Here is a 25,165-nt window from a genome sequence, read left to right as displayed (position 1 = left end):
GGAGCCCATGAAACCCGACGAACCAGCCTGGACACCCCCGCCACGGGACGACAGGCAGCCGCCCGCCGAGCTGCGCCGCATCTTCCGGCTCTTCCGTCCCTACCGCGGCCGCCTCGCGGTGGTCGGCCTGCTGGTCGGCGCCTCGTCGCTGGTGTCGGTGGCTTCCCCCTTCCTCCTGCGCGAGATCCTGGACACCGCGATCCCCCAGGGCCGCACCGGCCTGCTCTCGCTGCTCGCCCTCGGCATGATCCTCACCGCCGTGATGACCAGCGTCTTCGGCGTGGTGCAGACCTTGATCTCCACGACCGTCGGCCAGCGCGTCATGCACGATCTGCGGACGGCCGTCTACACCCAGCTCCAGCGGATGCCGCTGGCCTTCTTCACCAGGACCCGCACGGGCGAGGTGCAGTCCCGCATCGCCAGTGACATCGGCGGCATGCAGGCGACCGTCACCTCGACCGCGACCTCGCTGGTCTCCAACCTGACCGCGGTCATTGCCACCGTCGTCGCCATGCTCGCGCTCGACTGGCGGCTGACCGTCGTCTCGCTGCTTCTGCTGCCGGTCTTCGTATGGATCAGCCGGCGGGTGGGCCGGGAGCGCAAGAAGATCACGACGCAGCGCCAGAAGCAGATGGCGGCCATGGCGGCCACCGTCACCGAGTCCCTCTCGGTCAGCGGCATCCTCCTCGGCCGCACCATGGGCCGCTCGGAGTCGCTCACCAGGAACTTCGCCGAGGAGTCGGAGCGCCTCGTCGGCCTCGAAGTGCGCTCCAGCATGGCCGGGCGCTGGCGGATGTCGACGATCGGCATTGTGATGGCCGCCATGCCCGCCGTCATCTACTGGGCGGCCGGGATGACGCTCCAGTCGGGCGCCACCGGCGTCTCCCTCGGCACGCTCGTCGCCTTCGTCTCGCTCCAGCAGGGCCTCTTCCGGCCCGTCGTGAGCCTGCTCTCCACCGGAGTGCAGATGCAGACGTCCCTCGCGCTCTTCCAGCGGATCTTCGAGTACCTCGACCTCACGGTGGACATCACCGAGCCGGAGAAGCCCGTGCGGCTGGAGAAGATCCGCGGGGAGGTCGCCTTCGAGGACGTCGACTTCAGCTACGACGAGAAGAGCGGCCCCACCCTCAGCGGCATCGACGTCACCGTGCCCGCGGGCAGCAGCCTGGCCGTCGTCGGTCCCACCGGTTCCGGCAAGTCGACCCTCAGCTACCTGGTACCCCGGCTGTACGACGTGACCGGCGGCCGGGTCACGATCGACGGCGTCGACGTGCGGGAGCTGGAGTTCGACACCCTGGCCAGAGCGGTCGGCGTGGTCTCCCAGGAGACCTACCTCTTCCACGCCTCCGTCGCCGACAACCTCCGCTTCGCGAAACCGGACGCCACTGACGAGGAGATCGAGGCGGCGGCCCGCGCCGCACAGATCCACGACCACATAGCGGCCCTGCCAGAGGGGTACGACACCCTCGTCGGTGAGCGGGGCTACCGCTTCTCCGGCGGCGAGAAGCAGCGACTGGCCATTGCCCGCACCATTCTTCGCGATCCTCCGGTGCTGATCCTCGACGAGGCGACGAGCGCCCTCGACACGCACACGGAACACGCGGTGCAGTCGGCGATCGACGCGCTCTCCGAAGGGCGCACGACGCTCACGATCGCGCACCGGCTCTCCACGGTCCGCGGCGCGGACCAGATCATCGTCCTGGACGCCGGCCGCACGGCGGAGCGCGGCACCCATGAGGAACTGCTCGCCCAGGGCGGCAGGTACGCCGCCCTGATCCGCCGCGACACCCACCTGGCACCGGCTGCCACCCCCTGAGCGGGACGGCCGCCGGATGCTGGCCACCGTGTCATTCCGCGCCTTGCCGGCCTCCACGGCTCCGGCGCTCAACGGCCCACGCCCGAACGACTCGCGTGCGGCCCGTGTCTCGGCGGTGAGGTGCAAGATCAAGGCATATGTCCGGGTTAACGTACCCGTATGGTCAACGAGCCCCCGGGCGCCCCGCCCCGCCGCGGAATCCGCCCGACCAGGCGCGGGCGCCTGGTACTGCTCATCGGCGCCGCGCTCGTCGTGGCAGCGGCCGTGCTGGTGCCGCTCCTGCTGCTCGGGCGGGAGGAGCCGAGGGAGGAGCCCCGGCTGCTGGTGATTCCCGAGGGGTGGCGTGCCTCCCAGGTATACGCGGCGGCGGACAAGGCCCTCCGTCTGGCGCCGGGCAGCACCCGGAAGGCGGTGGACAGGGCCGGGCTTCCCCTTCCGGCCGCAGCCGGCGGCAATCCGGAGGGCTACCTCTTCCCGGCGACGTATCCCGTCGACGACGACACGACACCCGAGAGCCTGCTGCGCTACATGGTGGAGACGGCGGCGAAGCGGTTCGGCGCGGACCACATCACGGCCGGGGCGCAGCGCAACAGCGTCTCCGTCTACCAGACGGTGACGATCGCGTCGATCGTGCAGGCGGAGGCGGACACCGGCTCCGACATGGACAAGGTGGCCAGGGTGATCTACAACCGGCTCTCCCGGGACATGGCTCTCCAGATGGACTCGACGCTCAACTACGCGTTGAAGCGCTCCACCCTGGACACCACCTCGGATGACACGAGGATCGACAGCCCGTACAACAGCTACGCACGCAAAGGGCTGCCACCGACCCCCATCGGGAACCCGGGGGAGCAGGCCATGCGGGCGGCGATCAATCCGCCGAAGGGGCCGTGGCTGTACTTCGTCACGGTCGGGCCGGGGGACACGCGCTTCACCGACAGTTATGACGAACAGCGGACCAATGTCGAGGAGTTCAACCGCGGACGGCGCTCCGCCACCACGGGCTGAGCGGGCCGCCCCGCCTCAGGCCGGAACCGGAACCGGAGCCGGGTGCCCGGCCCCGTCCAGCAGCCGCTTGACCGCCCGGACCGCCGCCCTCCCCGCCCGGTTGGCGCCGATCGTGCTGGCCGACGGGCCGTACCCGACGAGATGGACGCGTGCGTCCCGTACCACCTGAGTGCCGTCGAGCCTGATGCCGCCGCCGGGCTCGCGCAGCTTCAGCGGCGTCAGATGGCCGACAGCCGCCCGGAAACCGGTCGCCCACACGATGACGTCGGCGTCGACGCTCCGGCCGTCGTCCCAGGCCACCCCGTTCGGGGTGATCCGGTCGAACATGTCGATCCGGTCGAGGACTCCCCGCTCCCGGGCATCCCGGACGGCCTCGGTGAGCGGCAGCCCGGTCACGCTCACCACGCTCCGGGGCGGAAGTCCCTGACGTACCCGGTCCTCCACGGTGGCCACGGCGGCGCGCCCCTCCTCCTCGCCGAACGGTCCGTCGCGGAACACCGGCGGCCTGCGCGTCACCCAGAACGTCCCGGCCGCCACCTCCGCGATCTCCATCAGATGCTGGGTGCCCGAAGCGCCGCCCCCACGACGATCACCCGCTGCCCGGCGAACGCGCCGGGCCCCGGATAGTCGGCCGTGTGCAGCTGACGGCCCCGGAAGGTCTCCTGTCCCGGACAGCGCGGCCAGAAGGGCCGGTTCCAGGTGCCCGTGGCGCTGATCAGGGCCCGCGTGGCGTACGCGCCTTCGGAGGTCTCCACGAGCAGCCGTCCGCCGTCCCCCTCCCGGACTGCGCTCACCTCCACCGGCCGGTGCACCCGCAGGTCGAAGCGGTGTTCGTACGCGTGGAAGTACGCGCCGATCACCTCGGACGAGGGCCTGCCGGGATCGGCGCCGGTCAGCTCCATCCCGGGCAGGGCGTGCATGCCGTGCACCTTCCCGTACGTCAGCGAGGGCCAGCGGAACTGCCAGGCGCCGCCCGCCCGGGGCGCGTGATCGAGGACGACGAAGTCGCGGTCCGGCTCCAGCCCGGCTCGCCGCAGGTGGTAGGCGCTGGACAGCCCGGCCTGCCCCGCGCCCACCACGACGACAGCCGGCTCACGTGTCCCGAAGTTGTTCACGCTTCTACCAACTCTGCCGGAGTCCCGGATCTTCCCGCGCGACCAGAGGTGCCGCCCTGCCGGAAGGGTGCTGCCCGCGACTGCGCGGTCCGTTTCCCGTGCCGGGAGAATGGGAGCCATGTCGGAAACCTTCACCACGCGCGTCATCCACATCGCCACCGGAGCGACCGAGACCGTCACCGACCTGACGGCGGAATGCGAACAGTTCCTCGCCTCCGCCGCCCACGGCGGGGACGGCCTCCTGAACATCTTCGTCCCGCATGCGACGGCCGGCATCGCCGTCCTGGAGACGGGCGCGGGCAGCGACGACGACCTGCTGGCCGCGCTCCACACCCTGCTTCCCGCCGACGACCGCTGGCAGCACCGCCACGGCACTCCGGGCCACGGCCGCGACCACGTACTCCCGGCCCTGGTGCCGCCCCACGCCACGCTGCCGGTGATCGGCGGACGACTGGAGCTGGGCACGTGGCAGTCCGTGTGCCTGGTCGACACGAACAAGGACAATCCCGACCGTCAAGTGCGGCTGAGCTTCCTGGGCTGACCAATCGCTTCGGTGGCTATCGAGGCGGGCTCACGCGGAACAGCCCTGGCCCCGGAGAATCCGGGACCAGGGCTGTTCCGCGCGGTGCGGGGGAGGCAGCTCGATGGGCGCCCGCCCGCGCCGGGTTTCCGCCGGCGTCGTCAGCGTCTGCGGGAAGGGCGGTTGGCTCCGACCCCGGCGACGTGCAGGGCAAGGAGTGCCAGGCCCACGAGCATGATGTTCACCGAGGAGAAGAGGTCGTTGGTGGCGATGTCCGCTGCGTTGATCAGGAAGGCGATGACGAACAGGACGGCTGCGGCGATGCCGAGCATGTGGTGCTCCTTTCGAAGGGCGTGAGATGCGTGTGCCCGGACATTCCAGGGACAGACCCCGTTTCCGCTCCGGCTTCGGGACGCCTGCCGGGTCCCCCGGGATGCGGCGTGCGGGGCACACGCTCAGTGACCCCCGCAGGGCTTCCCCCGGATGGCTCCCACAGCCCTGGCCGACCGCTTGACCGTCCTCGGGCGGGGTAGCGAAGTGGCATGGCCACTGACAGAACATCTACCGCCGGGAGCGGTTACGTGCAGCCCGAGGTCGACGTCCGGGCGCTGACCGAGCTGCTCGACGGTGAGTACGCCGAAGTCCGCGACCTTGTCCGGACCAACCTGGTGGCGTACGCCTCCGTCCTCCAGGAGGCCGAAGAGCTCGGCGTCGACGCGTTCCGCGAGCGGGTGCGCGAGATCGTGGTCGAGATGGCCGCGACGGGCCAGACCGGCATGGGTTTCCCGAGCGGATACGGCGGGGGCGGCGACCTCGGGGCCTCGATCGCCGCGTTCGAGACGCTCGCCTTCGGTGACCTGTCGGTGCTCGTGAAGGTCGGCGTGCAGTTCGGCCTCTTCGGCGGCGCGATCCTGCACCTGGGCACCGAGCGTCACCACGACGCCTATCTGCCGGACCTGATCACCGGTCAGCTGATGGGCTGCTTCGCGATGACCGAGACCGGGCACGGCTCCAACGTCCAGGCGCTCGGCACGCTCGCACGGTACGACGCCGCCCGCCAGGAGTTCGTCATCACCACCCACGGCGACCAGGCGCGCAAGGACTACATCGGCAACGCGGCCCGCCACGCCGAGCTGGCGGTCGTCTTCGCCCAGCTGGAGGTGGGCGGGAAGGCCAAGGGCGTGCACGCGTTCGTGGTGCCGGTCCGGGTCGGCGGCGAGGTGGCGCCCGGCGTCCGGATCGAGGACGACGGCCGCAAGATGGGCCTCAACGGCGTGGACAACGGGCGCATCTGGTTCGACGGTGTGCGGGTGCCGCGCGAGGCGCTGCTCAACCGGTTCGCCGACGTCACCGCCGAGGGCGTGTACACGAGCCCGATCGAGAACCCCGACCGTCGCTTCTTCACCATGCTCGGCACGCTGGTGCAGGGCCGGGTGAGTGTCGGCGGCGCCGGGGTCAACGCCGCCAAGGTGGCCCTCACGATCGCCACGAAGTACGCCGTGCGGCGTCGGCAGTTCCCCGCGACGCCGGACGCGGAGGAGCAACTGCTCCTCGACTACGGCCTGCACCAGCGGCGTCTGCTGCCGCTCATCGCGCGTACGTATGCGCTGCACTTCGCACAGGACGTCGTGCGTACGCAGCTGCACGAGATCTTCTCCGGCATCGAGGACGACGCGGACGCACGGCGCCGGCTGGAAGCACGGGCCGCAGGCACCAAGGCACTCGCCACCTGGCACGCCACCCGGGTGATCCAGGAGTGCCGTGAGGCGTGCGGCGGCGCCGGCTATCTCACCGTCAACCGGTTCGCCGCCTTGAAGGCGGACAGCGACATCTTCACCACCTTCGAGGGCGACAACCACGTCCTGCTGCAACTGGTCGCCAAAGGGCTGCTCACCCACTACGCGAGCGAGTTCGAGGATCTGGACCAGCTCGGCATGGTCCGCTTCGTCACCAGCCTCGCCGTCGAGACGGTCATCGAGAGGACGTCCGCCCACAAGCTGCTGGAGCGGGTACGAGACCTGCTGCCCGGCGGCGACGAGTGGGACCAGGAAGCCGGCCTGCTCGACTCGGAGTACCAGCTCGCCATGGTCCGCTACCGGGAGGAGCACATGCTCGCCGGTGTGGTCCGCAGGCTCAAGCGGGGGATCGACCAGAAGCGTGACCCCGGCGTCGTCTTCTCGCAGGTGCAGGACCACGTCATCGCGGTCGCCCACGCACACGTCGAGCGGCTGGTGCTCGAGGCGTTCGTGGACAAGGTGCGTGCGCTGCCTGACGGCGACAACAAGGTCGCGCTGGGCTTGCTGTGCGACCTGCACGCCCTGTCGACGATCGAGGCGGACCGGGCCTGGTTCATGGAGCACGGCCGGCTGACCGTCCAGCGTTCGAAGGCGATCACCCGTGAGGTGAACGACCTCTGCCGCAAGGTCCGGCCCCTGGCGGTCGGCCTCGTCGACGCCTGGGGCATCCCGGCCGAGATGCTGCGCTCGCCGGATCTGGTGGGCTGACCTCCGGCCGTACGCGGACCGCCATGGAGGACGCCGAGATGAACGCCCGCAGGCAGGCGGAGACGGCGCACTTCTGCGGCCGCGGGCGGGGGACCGCGCAAGGCCGGTAAGGGCGGGCGGGGCAGCAGCACTCCCGGCTCCGGACGTGGTCGCACCGAGTCAGGCGATCACGCACCGCTCGCGGACCGCGGGCTCGCCGCGAATCGCGGACCCGCGCTGGTGGGGGCGGTGACTGGGTGATTGGCGGAGCCGATCCGGGGCACGCTGATGCGGCAGATGCGGTAGGGCCCCCTGCGCCCAAAGGTGCGGCAGGGGCCGAGTGGTGCAGGAGTGGCAGGCCGGTGACGTTTGTCCGAGCCTGTAAGCAGTCGTCCAGTGCGGGAGGTGCCGGTGAGCGTTCCAGAGGCCGAAGTGGGGTCGGTGCACGATCTTCCATGGCCGGGCAGGATGGTCTGTCTGCCCGGTGTGTACAGCCCGCAGGCCGACAGCCTGCTGCTGGCGGCGGCGATGCGGCGTGAGGGCATCCGGCCCGGCATGGAGGTTCTGGACCTCTGCACCGGCAGCGGACTGCTGGCACTCCACGCCGCGCGCCTGGGCGCCCGCGTCACCGCTGTGGACATCAGCCGACGGGCTGTGGCCTCGGCCCGGCTGAACTCCGCGCTCACCCGTCTGCCCGTGTCCGTACACCGGGGAGATCTGCTCTCCGCGGTGGAGGGCCGATCGTTCGACGCGGTCGTCAGCAATCCGCCGTACGTGCCCGCGCCGAGCGCGGCACCGCCGCGCCGGGGTGCCCGACGGGCCTGGGACGCGGGCCTCGACGGGCGGATCGTCGTGAACCGGATCTGCGACGAGGCCCCCGCGGTGCTCCGCCCCGGCGGGCTGATGCTGATCGTGCACTCCGCCCTCAGCTGCCCCGAGGAGACCGTGCGCCGGCTGTCGCGGGCCGGGATGGAGGCATCGGTCAACGACCGGATCGTCATCCCGTTCGGGCCCGTGACCCGCAGCCGGCTCGCGTGGCTTCGCGCGCGCGGCCTGCTGGCGACCCATATGGACAAGGAAGAGCTGGTGGTCATCCGTGCCCGCAAGCGCTGAACCCCCGCGTCGCGTGGTGGTGGAACGAGACGGCCCGATCCTGGTGGAGGGGCCGGTCGAAATGACGACGGACGAGGGGGAGTCGGTCGTCTCCGACCGCTTCGTCGTGGCGATCTGCACCTGTCGCCGCAGCCGCATCCACCCCTGGTGCGACACCAGCCACCGCCGCAGGAAACCCGCCGAGGAAGGTGAGGACACATCGCCGTGACGCCCAGCCCTGAAGCACACACCCACCGTCCGGAGACCGAGCCCGCTCTCCCGGACCCCCGGGGACCACTCTCCGAGCGCGTTCTCGCCGCTCTGGCCGGGCGGCCGGGGGCGCTGCCGTCCGAGGACGAGACAGCTCGCGCCGACCCGTACGGAGACGATCTCCAGCTTCTCCTGTACGTCCTCTACGAGCTCCACTACCGCGGCTTCGCGGAGGTGGACGAGGCCCTGGAGTGGGAGCCGCGGCTGCTGGCGGTCCGCGCCGCCGCCGAAGACGTCTTCCTGCGCGCGCTGCGCGAGGGCACCACGGGCGGAAAGGACGTCGAGGAAGCGGTGGGCGCGCTGCTTCTGGAGCCCGTCGGCGACGACGGCCACAGCGTCAGCCACCACCTCCAGCGCGAGGGCACACTCGAACAGCTCCGTGAGTACGCCGCGTTGCGTTCGCTCTACCACCTGAAGGAGGCGGACCCCCATGTGTGGGTGGTGCCGAGGCTCCGGGGCCGGGCGAAAGCGGCCATGGTCGCCGTCGAGTACGACGAGTTCGGTGCCGGCCGGGCCGAGAACATCCACGCCCGGCTGTACGCCGACCTGATGGCGGACCTCGGTCTGGACCCGGCGTACGGCCGTTACCTGGAAACGGCCCCCGCCGAGGCCCTGGCGACCGTGAACCAGATGTCCCTGTTCGGTCTGCACCGGCGCCTGCGCGGTGCGCTGGTCGGCCATTTCGCAGCCGTCGAGATCACCTCCTCACCGGGGTCCCGGCGGCTGGCGAAGGCGTTGCGCCGCGCCGGGGCCGGGGCCGCCGCGCAACGGTTCTACGACGAGCACGTGGAGGCGGACGCGGTCCACGAACAGGTCGTGCGCCGGGACGTGATCGGTGGGCTGCTGGAGGACGAGCCGCAGCTCGCACCGGACATCGTCCTCGGCATCGAGACCACGGGCCTGCTGGAGGACCGGCTGGGGGAGCACCTGCTGGCGAGCTGGCGCGGTGGCCGCACCGCTCTGCGTACGCCGCCTTCCGCGTCCAGCTGAACCGCCGGTCCACCGAACCTCTGAACGTCCTGTTCGGAGATCCTCGGAGTTCAGAGATCCTCGGCCGCCGCGCGTCCACCGGCTCCCAGCAGGCCGGTCGGGGAGAACTCCGAGCGCGTCAGCTCCTGCCGCGAGTAGCGGACGACCACCCCGGGCAGGGCGGCGCGCACCACCTGCACGGCCCGCAGCCACCGGGGTACGTAGACGGTGGCCGAGCGCCGCTCCACGGCCCGCACCAGGGCTTCGGCCACGTACCCGGCGGGGTAGATCTTCCGTGCGGGCGGCGGCATGTGCGCGCGCAGCTCACGCAGGACGGCGTGCTGGTCGGCGTCCCGGATCATGTCCGTGTCGGTCCAGTTGAGGTACCCGGTGCCGACGCCGATCCCCCGGGACTCCACCTCGGCCCGCAAGGACTGGGCGAAGGACTCCACCCCTGCCTTCGACGCGCAGTAGGCGCTCATCATCGGCGCCGCGCCTATCGAGGCCAGGGACGCTATCTGCAGGTAGTAGCCCCGGGTGCGGAGGAGCTGGGGGAGGAAGGAGCGGGCCGTGACGGCGCTCCCCACGAGATTGACCTCGATGACGCGGCGCCAGGTGACCGGGTCGGATTCGAGGAAGGGGCCGCCCTCCGCCACCCCCGCGTTGGCCACCACGACGGAGGCGTCGCCCAGCGTGCGGCGTACCTCTTCGGCCGCGTCGGCCATCGCCGCGTCGTCCGTGACGTCGACGTGCCGGTAGAGCGCGGGAGCGGGCAGCGCGGCGGCCACCGCGGCGAGCGACTCCTCCTCCAGGCCGAGCAGGGCCACCCGGGCCCCCCGCGCGGCCAGCGCCGTGGCGACGGCCGCGCCCACCCCACGTGCGGCACCCGTCACCACGGCGGTACGGCCCCTGAGCACATGCTGTCCAGCGGTCATCGGAGTCTCCTCGCGGTCGAGCGGTCGAGCGGTCGGTCGTCTCGCGGTCGTACCTGCCGGTCCGCCGCCCTCCCGTCCCGCGCCGGACCTCCCCATGGTTCCAGCGCGCGTAGCCGCGCGCATTGCGGGGGCGGCGGGGTCAGGAGGCGGCGGCGGGGAGGCGACCGTCTCCGGCGTCCTGTCCCACCCCGTCCTCGTTGTCGACGGCCTAGAACTCGATCGTCTCCGCGGTCCGGATGGCGGCGCTCATGTTGCGTTCCATCATGTGCAGAGCCGCCTCGGCCAGATCCTTGTGGATATGGGCCACCGAGTCCTCAGGAATGCTTACCCGCAGATGGCGGATGTGTGCGTCGAGAGCGGAGTACAGCACGCACTGCTCGGTGACCTGGCCGCAGAGGACCACGTGATCCACGCCCAGCTGCGAGAGCAGATAACCGAGCGGTGTCTCGTAGAAGATGGAGTGCCTGGCCTTCACGACGAACAGGGAATCGTCGTCCGGGAGTACCGGTTCGACCAGTTCCGCGTACCTGCCGGACAGCGCGGTCTCGACGATCTCACCGTGGTGGGACCGCCATTCCCCGAAGTTGTCGTTGACGTAGATGACGGTGACGCCCTCCTCACGGGCGCGTTCGATGAGGCGGGTCACACGTGGCAGCGCGGTCCGCACGGACGGGAGCAGGAGTTCCGCGTCCGGGTGGTCATAGGTATTGATCATGTCGACGACGACGAGAGCGCTCTTTCCCATGACTCCATGTTCCCATCGTGCCGCCCGGCTTTCCGGATGGAATGCACTCTCGCCCTTCACGTTTTGCCGTTGTTCTCCGGGGAACCCGGCACGCGTCCGTAGCGGGGGAAATCGGCGACCGACCGTGGAAAGCGAGCCGCACCATGCGCGCACTGACTTATCAGGGAAAGCGGGACGTCCGGGTCGAGACCGTCCCCGACCCCCGGATCCAGGACCCGACCGACGTCATCGTGAGGATCACCTCCACCGGGATCTGCGGTTCCGATCTGCATCTCTACGAGGTGCTCGGCCCCTATCTCGATCCCGGTGACATCCTGGGCCACGAGCCGATGGGTGTGGTGGAGGAGGTCGGCCCGGAGGTGACCGCCCTCGTCCCCGGGGACAGGGTCGTCGTCCCTTTCAACGTCTCGTGCGGCCACTGCTTCATGTGTGACCAGGGGCTCCAGTCCCAGTGCGAGACCACCCAGGTGCACAAGTACGGCACGGGTGCCTCCCTCTTCGGCTACACGAAGCTGTACGGCCAGGTGCCGGGGGGACAGGCGGAGTTCCTGCGGGTCCCGTTCGGCAACACGCTTCCGGTGAAGGTCCCGCACGGGCCGCCGGACGACCGCTTCGTCTACCTCTCGGACGTGCTCCCCACCGCGTGGCAGGCCGTGGAGTACGCCGCCGTTCCGCCCGGAGGCTCGGTCACCGTGCTCGGTCTCGGCCCGATCGGAGCGATGGCCGCGCGGATCGCGCTGCACCGGGGCGCCGAACTGGTCGTGGGCGTGGACCTCGTACCCGACCGGCTGAACCGGGCGAGCGAGTACGGGGTGAAGTGCCTGGACCTGCGCAGGCACGGCAAGCACCTGGGCGACGCCATCCGTGACCTCACCGACGGGCGGGGCACCGACGCGGTGATCGACGCGGTCGGCATGGAGGCGCACGGCGCGCCCGTCGCCAAGGCGGGGCACGCGGCGGTCGGGATGCTGCCCGACGCCCTCGCCACCCGCCTGATGGAGACCGTGGGCGTGGACCGGCTGGCGGCCCTGCACACGGCGGTCGACGTGGTGCGCAGGGGTGGCACGATCTCGGTGTCCGGGGTGTACGGCGGGGCCGCCGACCCGATGCCCCTGCTGACCATGTTCGACAAGCAGATCCAGTTCCGCATGGGGCAGGCCAACGTCCTGCGCTGGGTGGACGACATCCTTCCACTGCTCACCGACGACGACCCGCTCGGTGTGGACACCTTCGCCACGCATCGGCTGCCGCTCGAGGAGGGCCCGCAGGCGTACGCCACGTTCCAGAAGAAGGCCGACGGCATGATCAAGACCCTGCTCGTGCCGTGAGACGACGACGCGGCCGGGCGCGCACCCTCCTTGGGTTCTAGTGGTCCTCGCAACACCCCAGCTCCGGGGATGCGATGGACTTCAAGATCCGGGGGATCCGGACTGCTCAGGAGCCGAGGAAGCCGCTGCGTGAGCGGGAGGAATACTTCCGGCTCATGCAGCAGGGCTTCAGCAACGGGCACGCGTGCCAGTCCGTCGGCATCAACACGAAGGCCGGGCGCCGAAGGCGCAACGGTCGCAGCGCCGAGCGCAAGCAGAAGGCGGCACCCCCGGTTCGGCCGGTGGTGCCGCCTTCTGGTCCGTCCAGGTATCTGGGCGGGGCGGACCGGGTCTGCATCGCCGACCGGTTGCGGGAGGAGACGACGGTGCGTGCGATCGCCGTAGAACCGGGCCGCAGCCCGTCCACGCTCAGCCGCGAGATCCGGCGCAACCGCACGAACGGGGCCCGCGGACCGTGGCACTGCCGGCCCCGCGCCGCCCAGGCCCGCGCCGATGCGCGACGGCCACGCCCCAAGCCGGGGAAGATCAGGCAGAACCCAGAACTGCGGGACTTCGTCCAGGCGGGCCTGAACCAGCGGTGGAGCCCTGAACAGATCTGCCAGGCTCCGCGGATGAGCTTCCCCGACCGGCCGAAGATGCACGTGGTCCACGAGACCGTCTACCAGGCCCTCTACGTCCAGGGCCGGGGTGAACTGCGCCGCGAGGCCGCCCGAACCCTGCGTACGGGACGCACCCGCCGCAAGCCCCAGCGGCAGGCCAACTGCCGCCAGCCGCGTTCAAGGACCCCATGGTCACGATCAGCGACCGGCCCGCCGACGCAGAAGACCGGGCGGTTCCCGACCACTGGGAAAGGGACCTGATCATCGGCAAGGACGGCGCCTCGGCAGGCAGGACGGGGAGGTGCTGACGCTGCTGGGCGACAAGGACCTCGTGTTCGCGGGCAGCTTCGGCAGCAGCGCGGAGCAGCAGTGGCAGGTCGAGGTCCTTACCAACGACAACGTCACCCTGGCCAACCCGGCGACGGGCAAGTTCGTCGGCCCCGAAAGTAGAGGTGCCGGTAAGAACCCTGTCACCAGCCGCGAACGACGGTGATCAGTCCTCTGACCTAGAGGGCCGGGGCAGTTCCGCCGTGCTGGTGGTCTCGGCGAGTGCTAGGCGGCCGCCCTTCAGCTCGGGTACGTAGTTGTAGATCGCGTTCCTGGAGACGCCGAGGAGCTTGGCGATCGAGGTGACGGTGTTCTCCGGGCGGCGAGTAGGTCGCGGGCGTGACGTACCTGCTCCTCGGTCATCGCCGGCGGGCGGCCGAGCCGGGCACCGCGGGCGCGGGCGGCGTCCAGACCTTCGTTGGTGCCCTGCACGATGAGTTCGCGGATGAACTCCGCCAGGGCCGCGAACACGTGGAAGACCAGGCGCCCGCCGGGCGTGGTCGTATCGAGCGCCTCGTGCAGCGAGGTGAAGCCGACGCCACGCTTGCACAGGCCGGACACGATCGCGATGAGGTCCTGGATGGAGCGGCCGAGCCGGTCCAGCGACGGGACGACGACATAGCCGCCGATCGCCGGTTACCCAAACCGGCCATCCTGCGCTTGGCCCCTGCCCCTATCGCCTACGGAGAGCCCATCCACAGCGCACCGCTCAAACAGGTAGGTCCCCGCCGCCACAACCGAGGAGTACGCGCTCCGCCCCGGCGGCGCCCAGGGCTGTCCATGGCCGAGGTCGCTGAACTCGAACGCGACAGCCAGCGGCAGCTCGCCAGGGCGGCCTGGCACGACTTCAAGGACAGCCGGATGCCCACCGGCCCCGGCGCTCACCGCGGCTTTCGAGCAAGTCGACGCCCAGCTCGTCCAGACGCCGCCGGGGCCCCCGCACACGTCCTGGACGCCGACCAGCAGCTGGTCGATCTGCTGCGACCGTATGCCGAGCGGCTGCATGTCGGTTCCTTTCGCACCGTTTCCATGATCCGCTGCACCGGCCGCCGGGCTCCCGCAATGCCTTGGGTGCAGACGTGTGGGCCCCGACCTCAGTCACGGTCGGGGCCCGCACGGACAGCTCAGCAGCGGGGTCAGCTCGGCTGGTCGCCGGTGTACCGGAAGATGTCGCCGTTCTTGTTGACGTGCCAGGCGGTACCGTCCGCGCCGGCGGCGATGTCGGTGGCGGTGCCAGGGATGTTGATCCACGGGCTGGCGTCGTTGTTGGTGTACCGGTAGATGGCTCCGGCCGCGTTGACGCCCCACACGTTGGTCCGGGAGCCCACCGCGATGCGGCTGAGTCCGCCGGTGATGTTCTTCCACGGGTTCGAGCCGTCGTGGTCCCCGGTGTAGCGGAAGATCTGGCCGCCGCTGTTGACGCCCCACACGGTGCCGTCGACACCGGCGCCGATGTCGCTCAGTGCCCCAGGGATCTTGATCCACGGGTTGGCGTCGTGGTTCGTGTACCGGTAGATGGCACTGGCGGAGTCCACCCCCCAGACGTTCGTCCGGGAGCCCGCGTCGATGCGGACGAGGCTGCCGTTGATGTGCGTCCACGGATTCGACGCACCCTGGTCTCCGGCGTACCGGAAGATCTGGTTGCCGCCGTTGACGCCCCACACGGTGCCGTCCGCGCCCGCGCCGATGTCACTCAGCCCGCCGGGGATGTTGATCCAGGGGTTGGCGTCGTAGTTCGTGTGGTGGTAGATCGCGCTCGCCGCGTTCACACCCCACACCGTCGTCCTGGACCCCGCCGAGATTGCCGAGAGACCGCCCGCGACCTTCACCCAATCCGCCATGCCGAACACCTTTCCTCGAACCGTTGGTGCGGCCATCCTGCGCGATCGGATAAGGCAATAAGACGCGTGAACGCTTGTCCTAATAGCAAACAAGTCAGTAAGTCGAGGTTTCCGCTCCCACTGGCTTGCAAGGCAAGGGAGGCAACGGCCTGACGGGCGTCCTTTCGACCGGAAGAGCTGTCCTCCCCCGGGGGATCGACAAGATCACCAGTGCGTGTATCCCCTCGGCCGGTCCGACGGTGCGGCTTTGCAGAGACCGGCAAACGCTAGGGCGTGAACGGGTCACTGCCCCCAGGGCGGCCATCCGCCCCTCGATCCGCCGGACTGTTCCTTGACGGCTGTGCGCGACCCACCTCACGCAAATAGCCCATGCCCCGGGATCGTGGGATCACCGGACCCCGCTGTTCCTCCCGCAGATGCGGTTTCAGTGCAGCGACCGGACAAGACCACCAGCGCCGGAAGCTGGCGCATCCGTCCTGCCGGGCGGAACATAGCCGCCGATCGCCGGTTACCCGAACCGGCGATTCTCCGGACCATTGTTCCTCCCACCGCTACACGTCCACATTCAGTGCGGGGAGGACCGCATACCCCTTCCTCAACGCCTACGGAGAGCCCATCCACAACGCACCATCTCCCACCCCCTCTCACCCCTGCCCGGGGTCCGGAGCGCAAGAGTCGGCCGCCGCTACTCACAGCGACCACCAAAAGCACCCGAGCGGAGCGTTATGTTCATGATCGGCACCCGCACACGGTGCTCATCGCGCGCGGAATCCCCCGTTTCCGCAGGAAGCCGTGCTCAGCAGACTGCGGTCCCTACACCTCCACGTCCAGCCGCTCCAGGGGACGGACCGCCGGGCCCTGGAGTACCGCGCCGTCGACCCCGAAGCGCGAGCCGTGGCAGGGGCACTCCCAGGAGGTCTCCGCCTCGTTGAAGGCCACCAGGCACCCGAGGTGCGTACAGCGGGCCGACACGGCCCGCGGCGTACCGTCCTGGTCGCGGTAGACGGCGCAGCGGCGGCCGTTGAGGCGTACCACCGCACCCGTCCCCGGGGCGATGTCGACGACCGAGTCGACGTGGGTGACCTTCAGGCGGTCACCGGCGAAGTGCTTCGCCACCTCGGCCTGCATGCCGAGCAGGGAAGGGGCCTCCCGCAGGGTGCTGCCAACCCGCCGCGGGTCGTAGAGGCCGGCCCACGGCAGGGGTTCTCCCGACCCCGTGATGAGCGAGGCCAGCAGGCGGCCGGAGAGGACCCCGCCGGTCATCCCCCAGCCGCCGAAGCCGGTCGCCACGTACGTGTGACGGGCACCGATGTGGAACGGGCCGACGAGCGGCACGGTGTCGCTCGGAGCGTTGTCCTGTGCTGCCCAGCGGTACGCGGTGGGTCCCACCGGGAAGCGCTCGTGCATCCAGGCGTCCAGCCGGAGGAACGCCTCGCGGGGGTCGCCGGTGCCGGGGGTGAAGCTCTCCCCGGTGACGATGAGGAGCCGCTTCCCGTCGCCGAGCGGTGTCGAGCGGACGGAGCGCTTGCCTTCGTCCTCGGTGATGTACATGCCCTCGGGCGCCCGGTCCGCGTCGATGGGCGCGGCCACCACCAGCTCCCGGTTCGGGGAGAGGCGGGTGAAGAGCATCGCCCGGTCGAAGACGGGGTAGTGCGTGGCGACGACCACGTCATGGGCGGTCACCGAGGCCCCCGACTCGGTCGTCACCCGGCACGGTGAGCCCTCGGACAGGCCGGTGACCCGGCTGCGCTCGAAGACGAGCCCGCCCCGCTCCACCAGGTCGTCGACGAGGGCCAGCAGGTACTTGCGCGGGTGGAACTGGATCTGCCCGTCCAGCCGCACCGCCCCCGCGACGTCGAAGGGCAGCTCGGTCGAGGTGACGTACGACGCGGCGAGACCGGCCTCGGCGGCGGCTTCGGCCTCCGCCTGGACCGCGCCGCGGGACGAGGGGTCGGCGGCGTAGGAGTAGGCGCTGACCCGTTCGAGGTCGCAGTCGATCTCCAGCTCGCGGACGATGTCCGCCACCCGCTCCACCGCGTCCTGCTGCGACAGCGCGTAGAGCCGCGCTCCTTCGACGCCCCGGGTCCGGCGCAGCTGGTCGTAGACCAGTGAGTGCAGCGCGGACACCTTGGCCGTGGTGTATCCGGTGACTCCGGACGCGATGCGGTCGGCCTCCAGCACGGCGACCCGCCGGCCCGCCCGCGTCAGCTCCCACGCGGTGCTCAGCCCCGCGATCCCGCCGCCCACCACGGCCACGTCCACCTCGATGTCCTCGGTGAGGGGTGCGCGCACGGGACTTCCCGTGCTCTCCATCCAGAACGATTCGTCCTGTCCGGGCAGCGGGCTCGGATGCGTCATGGTGTTCTCCCAGGTCGGTGTCGGTTCGGCCGGCGAACTTTGCGAGTGCCCGGCTCGGTCGGCGGCACACTCCGTGAGCTTCCACCCGATGTGGTTTCCGCCCGGTTTCAGGTTATTTCCCTCGGCGACTGGATACCCGGCGGGAAACGCCCGGGCCGACGGGGGAGCCGCAGCCACCGGGGCTGCGGGGACGCCGGCCCGGCAACGGCAGTGAGCGAGCGATCCATGGCACCAGATCCGCCCCCGGCAAACGCGTCGTGGTCACGGGGGCCACCGGCAACGTGGGGACCAGTGTGGTCACCGCACTCGCCCGGGACCCCGAGGTCGGCTCCGTCCTGGGCCTGGCCCGCAGACGGCCGAAGCTGTGGACCGAGGGCGTGCGGTGGGAGACCGTCGACCTCTCGGAGCCCGCGAGCAGCGGTCCGCTGAGGGACCTGCTGCGCGGCGCGGATGCCGTGGTGCACCTGGCGTGGCGCTTCCAGCCGACGCACGATCCCGTGGTCACCTGGCAGAGCAACGTGCTCGGCTCCATCCGGGTCTTCGAGGCGGCTGCCGACGCGGGCGTGCCCGCGCTGGTGCACGCCTCGTCCGTGGGCGCCTACTCGCCGGGTCCGAAGGAGGAACCCGGCGTCGACGAGCAGTGGCCCACGAACGGCTGGCCGGACGCGGCCTACTGCCGGGAGAAGGCGTATCTGGAGCGCGTTCTCGACACCTTCGAGCTGCGCCACCCGGAGATCAGGGTGGTCAGGATGCGGCCCGGCTTCCTCTTCAAGGAGAGCGCGGCGAGCGAACAGCGCCGGATCTTCGCCGGCCGGTACGTCCCCGGCGGCCTGTTCAGGCCCGACCTGCTGCCCTTCGTACCCGATCTGGAGGGCCTGCGTTTCCAGGTGCTCCATACCGACGACGCCGCCGAGGCGTACCGGCTCGCGGTGCTCGGGGACGCGCGGGGCGCGTTCAACCTGACGGCCGACTCCGTGACCGACGCCCGGCAGCTGGCCGAACTGTTCGGTGCCCGAGTCGTCCGTGTGCCCCGGGCCCTCGTGCGGACCGCACTGGCGGCCGCGTGGCAGGCACACGCCGTACCGGCGTCCCCGCATCTGTTCGACGCCGTGCTGCGCCTGCCGGTGCTCGACAGCACGAGGGCACACGAGGTACTGGGATGGCGGCCCGTCCACACGGCGGCCGAGGCGCTGACCGCGTTTCTGAAGGGTGTACGTCAAGGGGCGGGCGAGGACACCGCCCCGCTGGCAGGCAAGCGGGTGGGCTGAACCGACCGGGTGGGGTGACAGAAGGGGAGTAGCGATGAACGTGGCGAAGGCGGCGTACAAGCCGGTCGGCCTGGTCTTCGGGTCCGTGAGCGGCCTGGTGGCCGGGGCTCTCTTCAAGTCCGTGTGGAAGCACGTGAAGAGCGAGGAGGACGCGCCCGACGCGACGGACGAGCACCGGCAGTGGCGCGAGATCCTGCTGGCGGCGGCGGTCCAGGGCGCGATCTTCGCGGCGGTCAAGGCGCTGGCCGACCGGGGCGGCGCGACGGTCATCCGCCGGCTGACGGGAGCCTGGCCGGGCTGAGGACAGGGCGTACGGGAGGCCCGGGGCGGTGCTGTCCGCCCGGGCCCCCGGACCTCCCGTACGCCTGGCGGCCTACTCGCGGCAGAGGCAGAACGGATGGCCCGCCGGGTCCGCGTACACCCGGAATCCGCGTTCGCCGTCCCGGTCGTCCACGTCCAGCGGTGTCGCCCCGGCGGCGAGCACCTGCTCCTCGGCCCGGTCGATGTCCGCCACGTCGAAGTCCAGATGGGCCTGCTGTGAGTTGCGGTCGCCCCGGGGCCACTCCGGGGCCCGGTAGTCGGCGGCCCGCTGGAAGGCGATCCGGGCGCCGCTCGGAACGTGCAGGTCGTACCAGTCGTCGCTGTGCTTCTTGACCTCCCCTCCCAGCACCGTCCGGTAGAAACCGGCGAGTGCCGGCGGGTCGGGGCAGTCGAGAGCGACGAGGGAGTAGGTGGCGATGGGCATGTCCGTCCTTCCGTCCGTGGGTCTCGTCGACAGGGTCCGCCGACAGGTTCAGGGGCCTTCGCCGTCCGCGCGGACGCGGACCGTGGCCGGCGTGGGTCGGCGGGGTCAGGGACGCTCTTCCCCGCCTCGTCACGATGGTTCGCCGGCATACGGCTCGCCTTCCCGGCGCCCTCCCGGCCAATCCCGCTCACGGCAGCGGTGTACCGCCGGTCGCGTTCATGATCTCGCCCGTGATGAACGACGCGTTGGCCGAGGCGAGGAAGACATAGGCGGGCGCCATCTCGGCCGGCTGCGCGGGGCGCCCCAACGGGCTCTGCTTCCCGAACTCCGTGGTGTCGGGCATTGTCGCCGGGATCAGCGGTGTCCAGACGGGCCCCGGCGCCACCGCGTTCACACGGACGCCGGAGGAGGCCAGCATCTGCGCGAGCCCCTGCGTGAAGGTGACGATCGCACCCTTCGTCATCGCGTAGTCGAGCAGATGCGGGCTGGGCTTGTACGCCTGCACCGAGGTGGTGTTGATGATCGAACCACCGGCCGGGATGTGCGGCAGTGCCGTCTTGCACAGCCAGAACATGCCGTACAGGTTGGTGCGCACCACCCGGTCGAACTGGTCGGTCGAGATGGCGGCGATGCCCTCGGGCTGAGACATCTGGTACGCGGCGTTGTTCACCAGGATGTCGATGCGGCCGAACTCCGACACGGCCCGCTCGATCAGGGACCTGCACTGCTTCTCGTCCCGGATGTCACAGACGACGGGCACGGCCTTGCGGCCCTCGCGCTCCACCAGCCGGACGGTCTCCTGGGCGTCGTCCTCCTCGTCGGACAGATAGGTGAACAGGACATCGGCCCCCTCACGGGCGAAGGCGAGGGCGACCGCGCGGCCGATCCCGGAGTCGCCTCCGGTGATGACCGCCTTGCGGTCGAGCAGGAGCTCATGGCCCCGGTAGGAGTCCTCGCCGTGGTCCGGCGGCGGGTCCATCGGCCCCGTCCAGCCCGGATGGTCCTGTTCCTGCTGCGGGAAGTCGGGCTGCGGGAACCGCCGCGTCGGGTCCTGGGGCTGTCCGCTGTCGCTCGTCACGGTGTCCTTCTCCTCGATGGTCGACGGATGGGCGAATTGCGTGCTGCCCGAGTTCCCAGGAGACGGCGGAACAATCACCCCGCTCGGGTGAACGGCGAACAAAACGCCCCCGCGCACGCCCTCGGAGAGGATGGGTCGACAGCACGGAACGGGGGACCCGGAGGGCACGCAGGCAGCGACCCCCAAAGGAGCTGACATGTCCAACCCGCAACCACCGGAACTGCGCCGCAGCGGAAAGGGCGGCGGCCGCCCGCCCGAGCAGCAGCCCGATCACCCCTGAGCACGGCTGGAAGCCAGGCGGCGCCCGCAGGAACCCGGCGGGCGCCGCCCCGTACCGCGACGCGTCGGCCCGGACACCGGCCTGAACCCGGCCGCTGCGCGGAGCAGGGGCGGTGCGGCGCGGCGACCTGGCTGGCCTCGCTCTCACACGGAGGCGGTCAGGAGGTCTCCCCCGCGCGGTCGCGCCGGGCGAGCAGACGTTGGGCCGAGCTCAGTGCCGCGGCGGTGCCACGGGTCGCACGGATCGCGGCCCGCGCGGCATTGGCGCCGGGGGCCCCGTGCACCCCGCCGCCCGGATGTGCGGAGGCCGAGGCCAGATAGAGGCCCTTGACCGGGGTCTCGGGCCGCCCCGTGCCGGGCACCGGGCGGAAGAACAGCTGCTGGTGCAGCGCGGCGGTGCCGCCGTTGATCGCCCCGTCCCGCAGGTTCGCGTCGGCCTCCTGGAGCTGCGGCGGCGCCATGACACGCCGGGCGCGGACCCGATCGCGGAAACCGGGGGCATACCGCTCGACCTGCTGTTCCACCCGGTCCGCCATGGCCTCCCGCTCCCGGGTGCCCCACTCCCCGGAGAGCCCGTCCGCTCCCGCGTCCGCCTTCACCTGCCGGGGCACATGGGTGTACGCCCACGCCGATTCGGTGCCCAGCGGCGAACGGGTCGCATCCGACGTGGTCATCTGGCCCACCAGGCAGAAGGGGCGGTCGGGGATCAGACCGCGGGCGATCTGCGCGGCGAACCGCGTCAACTCGTCCACCCCGTCCGCCAGATGCACCGTGCCCGCCGTCGCTGCCTCCGGGGAGCTCCAGGGGATCGGCCCGTCCAGCGCCCAGTCGACCTTGAAGGTGGCGAAGTCCCACTGGAACCGCCGCAGATCGTCCAGGACCCGCGAGGGCAGGTGCTCCGGGGCGAGCAGTTCCCCGTACAGAGCGGGCGCCGACACATCGGCGAGCACGGCCTTGCGTACGGGAACGGCTTCCCGGGTCGCCGTACGGACCCCCACGGCACGGCCGCGCCGCACGACCACCTCGGTCACCCGCTGACCGCACCTGACCGATCCGCCGCGCCCCTCCAGCCGCCTCACCAGGGCCGCGGTGAGCGCACCCGCCCCGCCGACCGGGACGGGGAAGCCGAAGAACTGCCCCAGCATGGACATCAGCCAGCCGTAGCCGCCGCTTCCCGCGGCCTCGGGGGCCAGGTCCGCGTGCAGCGCGTTGCCCGCGAGCAGCAGCCGGCCGCCGTCCCCGGCGAACTCCTCCTCGCCGAGCCGGCGCACCGGCAGGATCATGCTGCGGGCCAGCCTCAGCCCGCCCACTCCGCGGAGCCGCGCGGCCAGCGCTGCGGTGGAGCGGACCGGCGGGAAGGGGGCGAACAGCGCGCTCACCACGTCGCTGCCGAGCCGGTCCCAGATGTGGCACAGGTCCAGCCAGCTCTGCCCGTCGCCCGGCGCGAACTCCTCGAGCCCCGCGGCGGTCACCGCCCGGTCGCGGTCCAGTACGGCGCACCGGCCGTCCAGCAGGGGATGGGCGAGCACCCGCGGCGCGTGCGTCCAGCGCAGCCCCTCGCGGCCCAGGTCGAGCCGGGAGAGGACGGGCGAGGCGGCGGCGAGGGGATAGAAGGAGCTGAAGAGGTCGCTGACGTAGTCGGGGTGGACGCCCTGGTCGCTGCGTACCGCGCCGCCCGGCACGCTCGCGGCCTCAAGCACCTCCACACTCCAGCCCGCGTCGGCCAGCAGGTTGGCCGCGACCAGACCGTTGGGGCCGCTTCCGATCACCACCGCGTCGACCATCGCGGCTCCCTTCGTCGCAGGAACGGCGGCCGGGCCGTCATTCGGCCGAGCCCGTGCCGGCGCGCGCGCCGGACTCTGTCGTCCAGGATTCGACCACCCGCGCCAGCCGTGCCAGCATCGCCCTGTGGCGGAGCTGTATGGCGGCGTCTATCAGAGTGTTGTGGAGCATGCCGCCGGGCCCGCGCAGCGGGTGCTCGTCGAGGAGCACCAGGGTCTTGTCACCCCAGGGGCGGATGTCGAAGGAGATGCGCGCGCTGCCCAACGGCCCGCTCTCCGCCTCCAGTTCGAGCGCGCGCGGCCGGTCGATGCGCCGGACGACGGTACGGCCCGTGAACTCCTTGCGGCCCAGACGCACGGTGTACGTGATCGCCGATCCGGTCTCCGGCCAGGTGCCCGACTCCCTGCGGGACTCGCTCGTGCCCACGACCCACTTTCCGTACAGCGTCTCCTCCTCAAGCACCGCCCACAGGGCGGAGGGCGGTCGGTCGATGATGTGGTGCCGGACGGCCATGGGTCCTCCTGGCTGGTCGGATCGGATCGTGGGGCCGGGCCGCGTTCACCCGGCCCCCTGCATGACCTGCAGGCGCAGTTGCTCGCAGGACTGGCTGAGCAGGCGGGAGACGTGCATCTGGGAGATGCCGAGCGTCTCCGCGATGCTGACCTGGGTCATGTCACGGAAGTACCGGAGATACAGAATGGTGCGCTCCCGCTCGGGCAGGCGGCGCAGCCCTGGCTTCACCGCTTCACGGTCCACGGCGATCTCCATCGCCTTGTCCCAGCAGCCGAGCGTGTCCCCCAGGGAGAACCCGTCGTCGGCGCCCGGCAGATCGGCGTCCAGCGACAGGGTGCTGTAACTGTCGAGGGCCTCCATGCCCAGCAGTACGTCCTCCTCGCTCAGGCCGGTCTCCGCCGCGATCTCCGCACACGTGGGGACGCGTCCTTCGCCGCTCTGGGTCAGCTCCCGGCGTGCCACCCGGACCCGGTTGCGCAGATCCTGGACACGCCGGGGCACATGGACGTCCCAGGTGTGGTCCCGGAAGTGGCGCTTGAGCTCTCCCACCACCGTGGGCACGGCGTACGTCTCGAACGCCTTCCCCCTGTGCGGGTCGTAGCGGTCGACGGCTTTCACGAGTCCCATCGCCGCGACCTGGCGGAGGTCGTCCATCGCCTCCCCCCGGTTGCGGAACCGGGTCGCCAGCCGATGGGCCATCGGGAGCCAGGCGCAGACCGTCTCCTGGCGCAGCTGGTCCCGTTCGGGTCCGGGCGGAAGGGTACGCAGTCGGCGGAACGCGAGGTCGGTCGACGGGGTGTCGGCGTACGAACGCTCCCTTACGGAAGATGCGTCAGCCATGGTGGTCACTCCTCGACGGTGATGCCTTCGGTCACGTCACCGCGGGAGCGCGGACCTGGACAGGGGCGCCCAGAGTGCAACTCCCACGGGCGTACCTCTTGTCCGAAGCACGAACACACCTATACCCGCCCAATTATAGACCAAACGTGTGATCGCGATCTTGGGAACCGGAGGGTGGCACCATGCCGGGGCGCCCGGATTCCGGGGCCCTCAGCCCGTCCTGCCCGCCCTGATCGCGGACCGCAGGACGAGCCGGGTGGCCGGCGGCAGAGGAACCCCGTGATAGCTCTCGACGAGCTGATGGGCGAGGTCGCGGACCCTGACGTTGCTGTGCTGCGAGGCGTGCACCAGCGTCCGCCACGCCTGCTCACCGGTGCAGGGGCCCAGGGCCATGAGGATGCCGCGCGCGGTGTCGATGACGGGCCTGGAGGCGAGCGCGGTGCGCAGCCCCTCGATCTCGCACCGCAGCGACTCGACGCTCGGCTCGTCCGGCGACGTCGGCGGGGTCCGTACGGGGGCGCTGGGCGAGATGTGCCCCCGTACGTCGGGTGCCAAGGAGTGGTGGTCCTGCATGGGTCCGTCCCATCGCCCTTCCTCACTCTCCCGCCTGCCTGCGTGCGGGTGTCGTCGACGCGGGCCCCGTCCCGGTCGTGGCGGCCGGGGCGTGGTGCCGGGCCTGCCCTTTCACGGCAAGGAGCCTAGGAGCGACGCGTACCCGCAACGGGCATCGACACGCGTGCCCTCGCGTTGCGCCCGGCCTGCGGCAGCGCCCCACCCGCGGCGCCCCGGTGCCTGCGAGGGCCCGAAGGGGGCTTGCGGATGTGCGGGGGTCAGGCGCCCTCGGGTGCCTTGGCGTCACGCTCCGCGTTCTTCTCCTTGATGCGGACGGACTCCTTGCGGACCTCCGCCTGGGTCGCGCGCTCCTTCTGCAGCCAGTCGGGGCTGTCCTTCTTGAGCGCGTCGATCTGCTCCGTGGTGAGCGCCTCGGTGACACCGCCACGCGCGAGGCCCGAGATGGAGATGCCCAGCCTGGCCGCGACGACGGGCCGGGGATGCGGGCCGTTGCGTCGCAGTTCCAGCAGCCACTCGGGCGGATCGGCCTGGAGCTCGGTCAGCTCGGTGCGCGAGACGACACCCTCCTGGAACTCGGCGGGGGTGGCTTCGAGGTACACACCCAGCTTCTTCGCCGCTGTCGCGGGCTTCATCGTCTGGGTGTTCTGGTGCGACGTCATGGTGTCAAGACTATCGAGCATG

General features: G+C 71.0%; 24 protein-coding genes and 2 pseudogenes. 12 read left to right on the top strand and 14 right to left on the bottom strand.

Annotation, left to right across the window (positions count from 1 at the left end):
* Nucleotides 1–7 precede the first annotated feature (7 nt).
* Together Sfulv_RS02630 and mltG are read left to right on the top strand one after the other, a co-directional pair.
* Nucleotides 8–1,816 carry an ABC transporter ATP-binding protein gene (locus tag Sfulv_RS02630; protein WP_173310883.1) on the top strand — a complete coding sequence of 603 codons (1,809 nt, stop codon included), beginning with the start codon at nt 8–10 and terminating at the stop codon, nt 1,814–1,816.
* A 159-nt stretch (nt 1,817–1,975) separates the two neighbouring features.
* Nucleotides 1,976–2,824 carry an endolytic transglycosylase MltG gene (gene mltG / locus Sfulv_RS02625; RefSeq protein ID WP_173310881.1) on the top strand — a complete coding sequence of 283 codons (849 nt, stop codon included), beginning with the start codon at nt 1,976–1,978 and terminating at the stop codon, nt 2,822–2,824.
* A 15-nt stretch (nt 2,825–2,839) separates the two neighbouring features.
* On the opposite strand, the pseudogene Sfulv_RS02620 reads toward mltG, so the two are convergent.
* Nucleotides 2,840–3,939 (bottom strand): annotated as a pseudogene (locus tag Sfulv_RS02620) (NAD(P)-binding domain-containing protein).
* 118 nt (nt 3,940–4,057) lie between these two features.
* Here Sfulv_RS02620 and Sfulv_RS02615 point away from each other — a divergent pair.
* A complete protein-coding gene (locus tag Sfulv_RS02615; protein ID WP_173310880.1) occupies nt 4,058–4,480 on the top strand; it encodes a YjbQ family protein in 423 nt (140 codons plus the stop codon).
* A gap of 140 nt (nt 4,481–4,620) precedes the next feature.
* Here Sfulv_RS02615 and Sfulv_RS02610 read toward each other — a convergent pair whose 3' ends face one another.
* Nucleotides 4,621–4,791 (bottom strand): hypothetical protein, encoded by a 171-nt coding sequence (locus tag Sfulv_RS02610; RefSeq protein ID WP_173310879.1) that lies wholly within the window; start codon nt 4,789–4,791, stop codon nt 4,621–4,623.
* A 210-nt stretch (nt 4,792–5,001) separates the two neighbouring features.
* Between Sfulv_RS02610 and Sfulv_RS02605 the strand changes: the two genes are divergently transcribed.
* The 4 genes from Sfulv_RS02605 to Sfulv_RS02590 all read left to right on the top strand — a co-directional run bounded on the left by Sfulv_RS02605 (nt 5,002) and on the right by Sfulv_RS02590 (nt 9,294).
* A complete protein-coding gene (locus Sfulv_RS02605; RefSeq protein WP_173310878.1) occupies nt 5,002–6,963 on the top strand; it encodes an acyl-CoA dehydrogenase family protein in 1,962 nt (653 codons plus the stop codon).
* A gap of 447 nt (nt 6,964–7,410) precedes the next feature.
* Nucleotides 7,411–8,055 (top strand): HemK2/MTQ2 family protein methyltransferase, encoded by a 645-nt coding sequence (locus tag Sfulv_RS02600; protein ID WP_173317538.1) that lies wholly within the window; start codon nt 7,411–7,413, stop codon nt 8,053–8,055.
* The gene (locus Sfulv_RS02595; RefSeq protein WP_256668798.1) at nt 8,039–8,263 is read left to right on the top strand and encodes a CDGSH iron-sulfur domain-containing protein; all 225 of its coding nucleotides are present in this window, start codon (nt 8,039–8,041) and stop codon (nt 8,261–8,263) included. Before Sfulv_RS02600 ends, Sfulv_RS02595 begins: the two co-directional genes overlap by 17 nt.
* On the top strand, nt 8,260–9,294 hold the full coding sequence (locus Sfulv_RS02590; RefSeq protein ID WP_173310876.1) for an iron-containing redox enzyme family protein: 1,035 nt from the start codon (nt 8,260–8,262) through the stop codon (nt 9,292–9,294). The genes Sfulv_RS02595 and Sfulv_RS02590 overlap by 4 nt, the downstream gene beginning before the upstream one ends.
* A 50-nt stretch (nt 9,295–9,344) precedes the next feature.
* On the opposite strand, the gene Sfulv_RS02585 is transcribed toward Sfulv_RS02590, so the two are convergent.
* The gene (locus tag Sfulv_RS02585; RefSeq protein ID WP_173310875.1) at nt 9,345–10,208 is read right to left on the bottom strand and encodes a short-chain dehydrogenase/reductase; all 864 of its coding nucleotides are present in this window, start codon (nt 10,206–10,208) and stop codon (nt 9,345–9,347) included.
* 208 nt (nt 10,209–10,416) lie between these two features.
* Nucleotides 10,417–10,953, bottom strand: a complete 537-nt coding sequence (locus Sfulv_RS02580) for a cysteine hydrolase family protein (protein ID WP_173310872.1) — start codon at nt 10,951–10,953, stop codon at nt 10,417–10,419.
* Nucleotides 10,954–11,096: 143 nt separating this feature from the next.
* Here Sfulv_RS02580 and Sfulv_RS02575 point away from each other — a divergent pair, with 143 nt between their 5' ends.
* From Sfulv_RS02575 to Sfulv_RS02565, 3 genes and pseudogenes are all read left to right on the top strand, one after another.
* Nucleotides 11,097–12,281: an alcohol dehydrogenase catalytic domain-containing protein gene (locus tag Sfulv_RS02575; RefSeq protein WP_173310870.1), complete on the top strand. Its 1,185-nt coding sequence runs from the start codon at nt 11,097–11,099 to the stop codon at nt 12,279–12,281.
* Nucleotides 12,282–12,355: 74 nt separating this feature from the next.
* Nucleotides 12,356–13,167 (top strand): annotated as a pseudogene (locus Sfulv_RS02570) (IS30 family transposase); the annotation flags it as partial.
* Nucleotides 13,168–13,181: 14 nt separating this feature from the next.
* Nucleotides 13,182–13,373 carry a ricin-type beta-trefoil lectin domain protein gene (locus tag Sfulv_RS02565; protein WP_173310868.1) on the top strand — a complete coding sequence of 64 codons (192 nt, stop codon included), beginning with the start codon at nt 13,182–13,184 and terminating at the stop codon, nt 13,371–13,373.
* Between the two features lie 74 nt (nt 13,374–13,447).
* On the opposite strand, the gene Sfulv_RS02560 is transcribed toward Sfulv_RS02565, so the two are convergent.
* The 3 genes from Sfulv_RS02560 to Sfulv_RS02550 all read right to left on the bottom strand — a co-directional run bounded on the left by Sfulv_RS02560 (nt 13,448) and on the right by Sfulv_RS02550 (nt 17,406).
* Nucleotides 13,448–13,768 carry a recombinase family protein gene (locus Sfulv_RS02560; RefSeq protein WP_256668797.1) on the bottom strand — a complete coding sequence of 107 codons (321 nt, stop codon included), beginning with the start codon at nt 13,766–13,768 and terminating at the stop codon, nt 13,448–13,450.
* A 575-nt stretch (nt 13,769–14,343) separates the two neighbouring features.
* Entirely contained in the window at nt 14,344–15,048 is a 705-nt protein-coding gene (locus Sfulv_RS02555) for a tectonin domain-containing protein (protein ID WP_173310866.1), read from the bottom strand.
* A gap of 813 nt (nt 15,049–15,861) precedes the next feature.
* The gene (locus Sfulv_RS02550; RefSeq protein ID WP_173310864.1) at nt 15,862–17,406 is read right to left on the bottom strand and encodes an FAD-dependent oxidoreductase; all 1,545 of its coding nucleotides are present in this window, start codon (nt 17,404–17,406) and stop codon (nt 15,862–15,864) included.
* Nucleotides 17,407–17,627: 221 nt separating this feature from the next.
* Between Sfulv_RS02550 and Sfulv_RS02545 the strand changes: the two genes are divergently transcribed.
* Both Sfulv_RS02545 and Sfulv_RS02540 read left to right on the top strand, forming a co-directional pair.
* Entirely contained in the window at nt 17,628–18,674 is a 1,047-nt protein-coding gene (locus Sfulv_RS02545; RefSeq protein WP_256669225.1) for an NAD-dependent epimerase/dehydratase family protein, read from the top strand.
* Nucleotides 18,675–18,708: 34 nt separating this feature from the next.
* The gene (locus Sfulv_RS02540) at nt 18,709–18,975 is read left to right on the top strand and encodes a DUF4235 domain-containing protein (RefSeq protein ID WP_173310860.1); all 267 of its coding nucleotides are present in this window, start codon (nt 18,709–18,711) and stop codon (nt 18,973–18,975) included.
* 72 nt (nt 18,976–19,047) lie between these two features.
* Here Sfulv_RS02540 and Sfulv_RS02535 read toward each other — a convergent pair whose 3' ends face one another.
* The 7 genes from Sfulv_RS02535 to Sfulv_RS02505 all read right to left on the bottom strand — a co-directional run bounded on the left by Sfulv_RS02535 (nt 19,048) and on the right by Sfulv_RS02505 (nt 25,143).
* Nucleotides 19,048–19,419 (bottom strand): VOC family protein, encoded by a 372-nt coding sequence (locus tag Sfulv_RS02535; RefSeq protein ID WP_173310858.1) that lies wholly within the window; start codon nt 19,417–19,419, stop codon nt 19,048–19,050.
* Between the two features lie 187 nt (nt 19,420–19,606).
* Nucleotides 19,607–20,497, bottom strand: a complete 891-nt coding sequence (locus tag Sfulv_RS02530) for an SDR family oxidoreductase (protein ID WP_173310856.1) — start codon at nt 20,495–20,497, stop codon at nt 19,607–19,609.
* Between the two features lie 437 nt (nt 20,498–20,934).
* Complete coding sequence (locus Sfulv_RS02525) at nt 20,935–22,560, bottom strand: phytoene desaturase family protein (RefSeq protein WP_173310854.1); 1,626 nt, start codon at nt 22,558–22,560, stop codon at nt 20,935–20,937.
* A 37-nt stretch (nt 22,561–22,597) separates the two neighbouring features.
* The gene (locus Sfulv_RS02520; RefSeq protein ID WP_173310852.1) at nt 22,598–23,071 is read right to left on the bottom strand and encodes an SRPBCC family protein; all 474 of its coding nucleotides are present in this window, start codon (nt 23,069–23,071) and stop codon (nt 22,598–22,600) included.
* 45 nt (nt 23,072–23,116) lie between these two features.
* Complete coding sequence (locus Sfulv_RS02515) at nt 23,117–23,911, bottom strand: SigB/SigF/SigG family RNA polymerase sigma factor (protein WP_173310850.1); 795 nt, start codon at nt 23,909–23,911, stop codon at nt 23,117–23,119.
* A 210-nt stretch (nt 23,912–24,121) separates the two neighbouring features.
* Nucleotides 24,122–24,484: an ANTAR domain-containing protein gene (locus tag Sfulv_RS02510; RefSeq protein WP_173310848.1), complete on the bottom strand. Its 363-nt coding sequence runs from the start codon at nt 24,482–24,484 to the stop codon at nt 24,122–24,124.
* Nucleotides 24,485–24,741: 257 nt separating this feature from the next.
* Nucleotides 24,742–25,143 carry a DUF5997 family protein gene (locus Sfulv_RS02505; RefSeq protein ID WP_173317537.1) on the bottom strand — a complete coding sequence of 134 codons (402 nt, stop codon included), beginning with the start codon at nt 25,141–25,143 and terminating at the stop codon, nt 24,742–24,744.
* Nucleotides 25,144–25,165: the final 22 nt, after the last annotated feature.

The sequence above is a fragment of the Streptomyces fulvorobeus genome, assembly GCF_013167895.1.
Taxonomy (GTDB): Bacteria; Actinomycetota; Actinomycetes; order Streptomycetales; family Streptomycetaceae; genus Streptomyces; species Streptomyces fulvorobeus.
The sequence above is the reverse complement of the archived record's forward strand: the minus strand, read 5'-3'. Positions and strand labels throughout refer to the sequence as shown.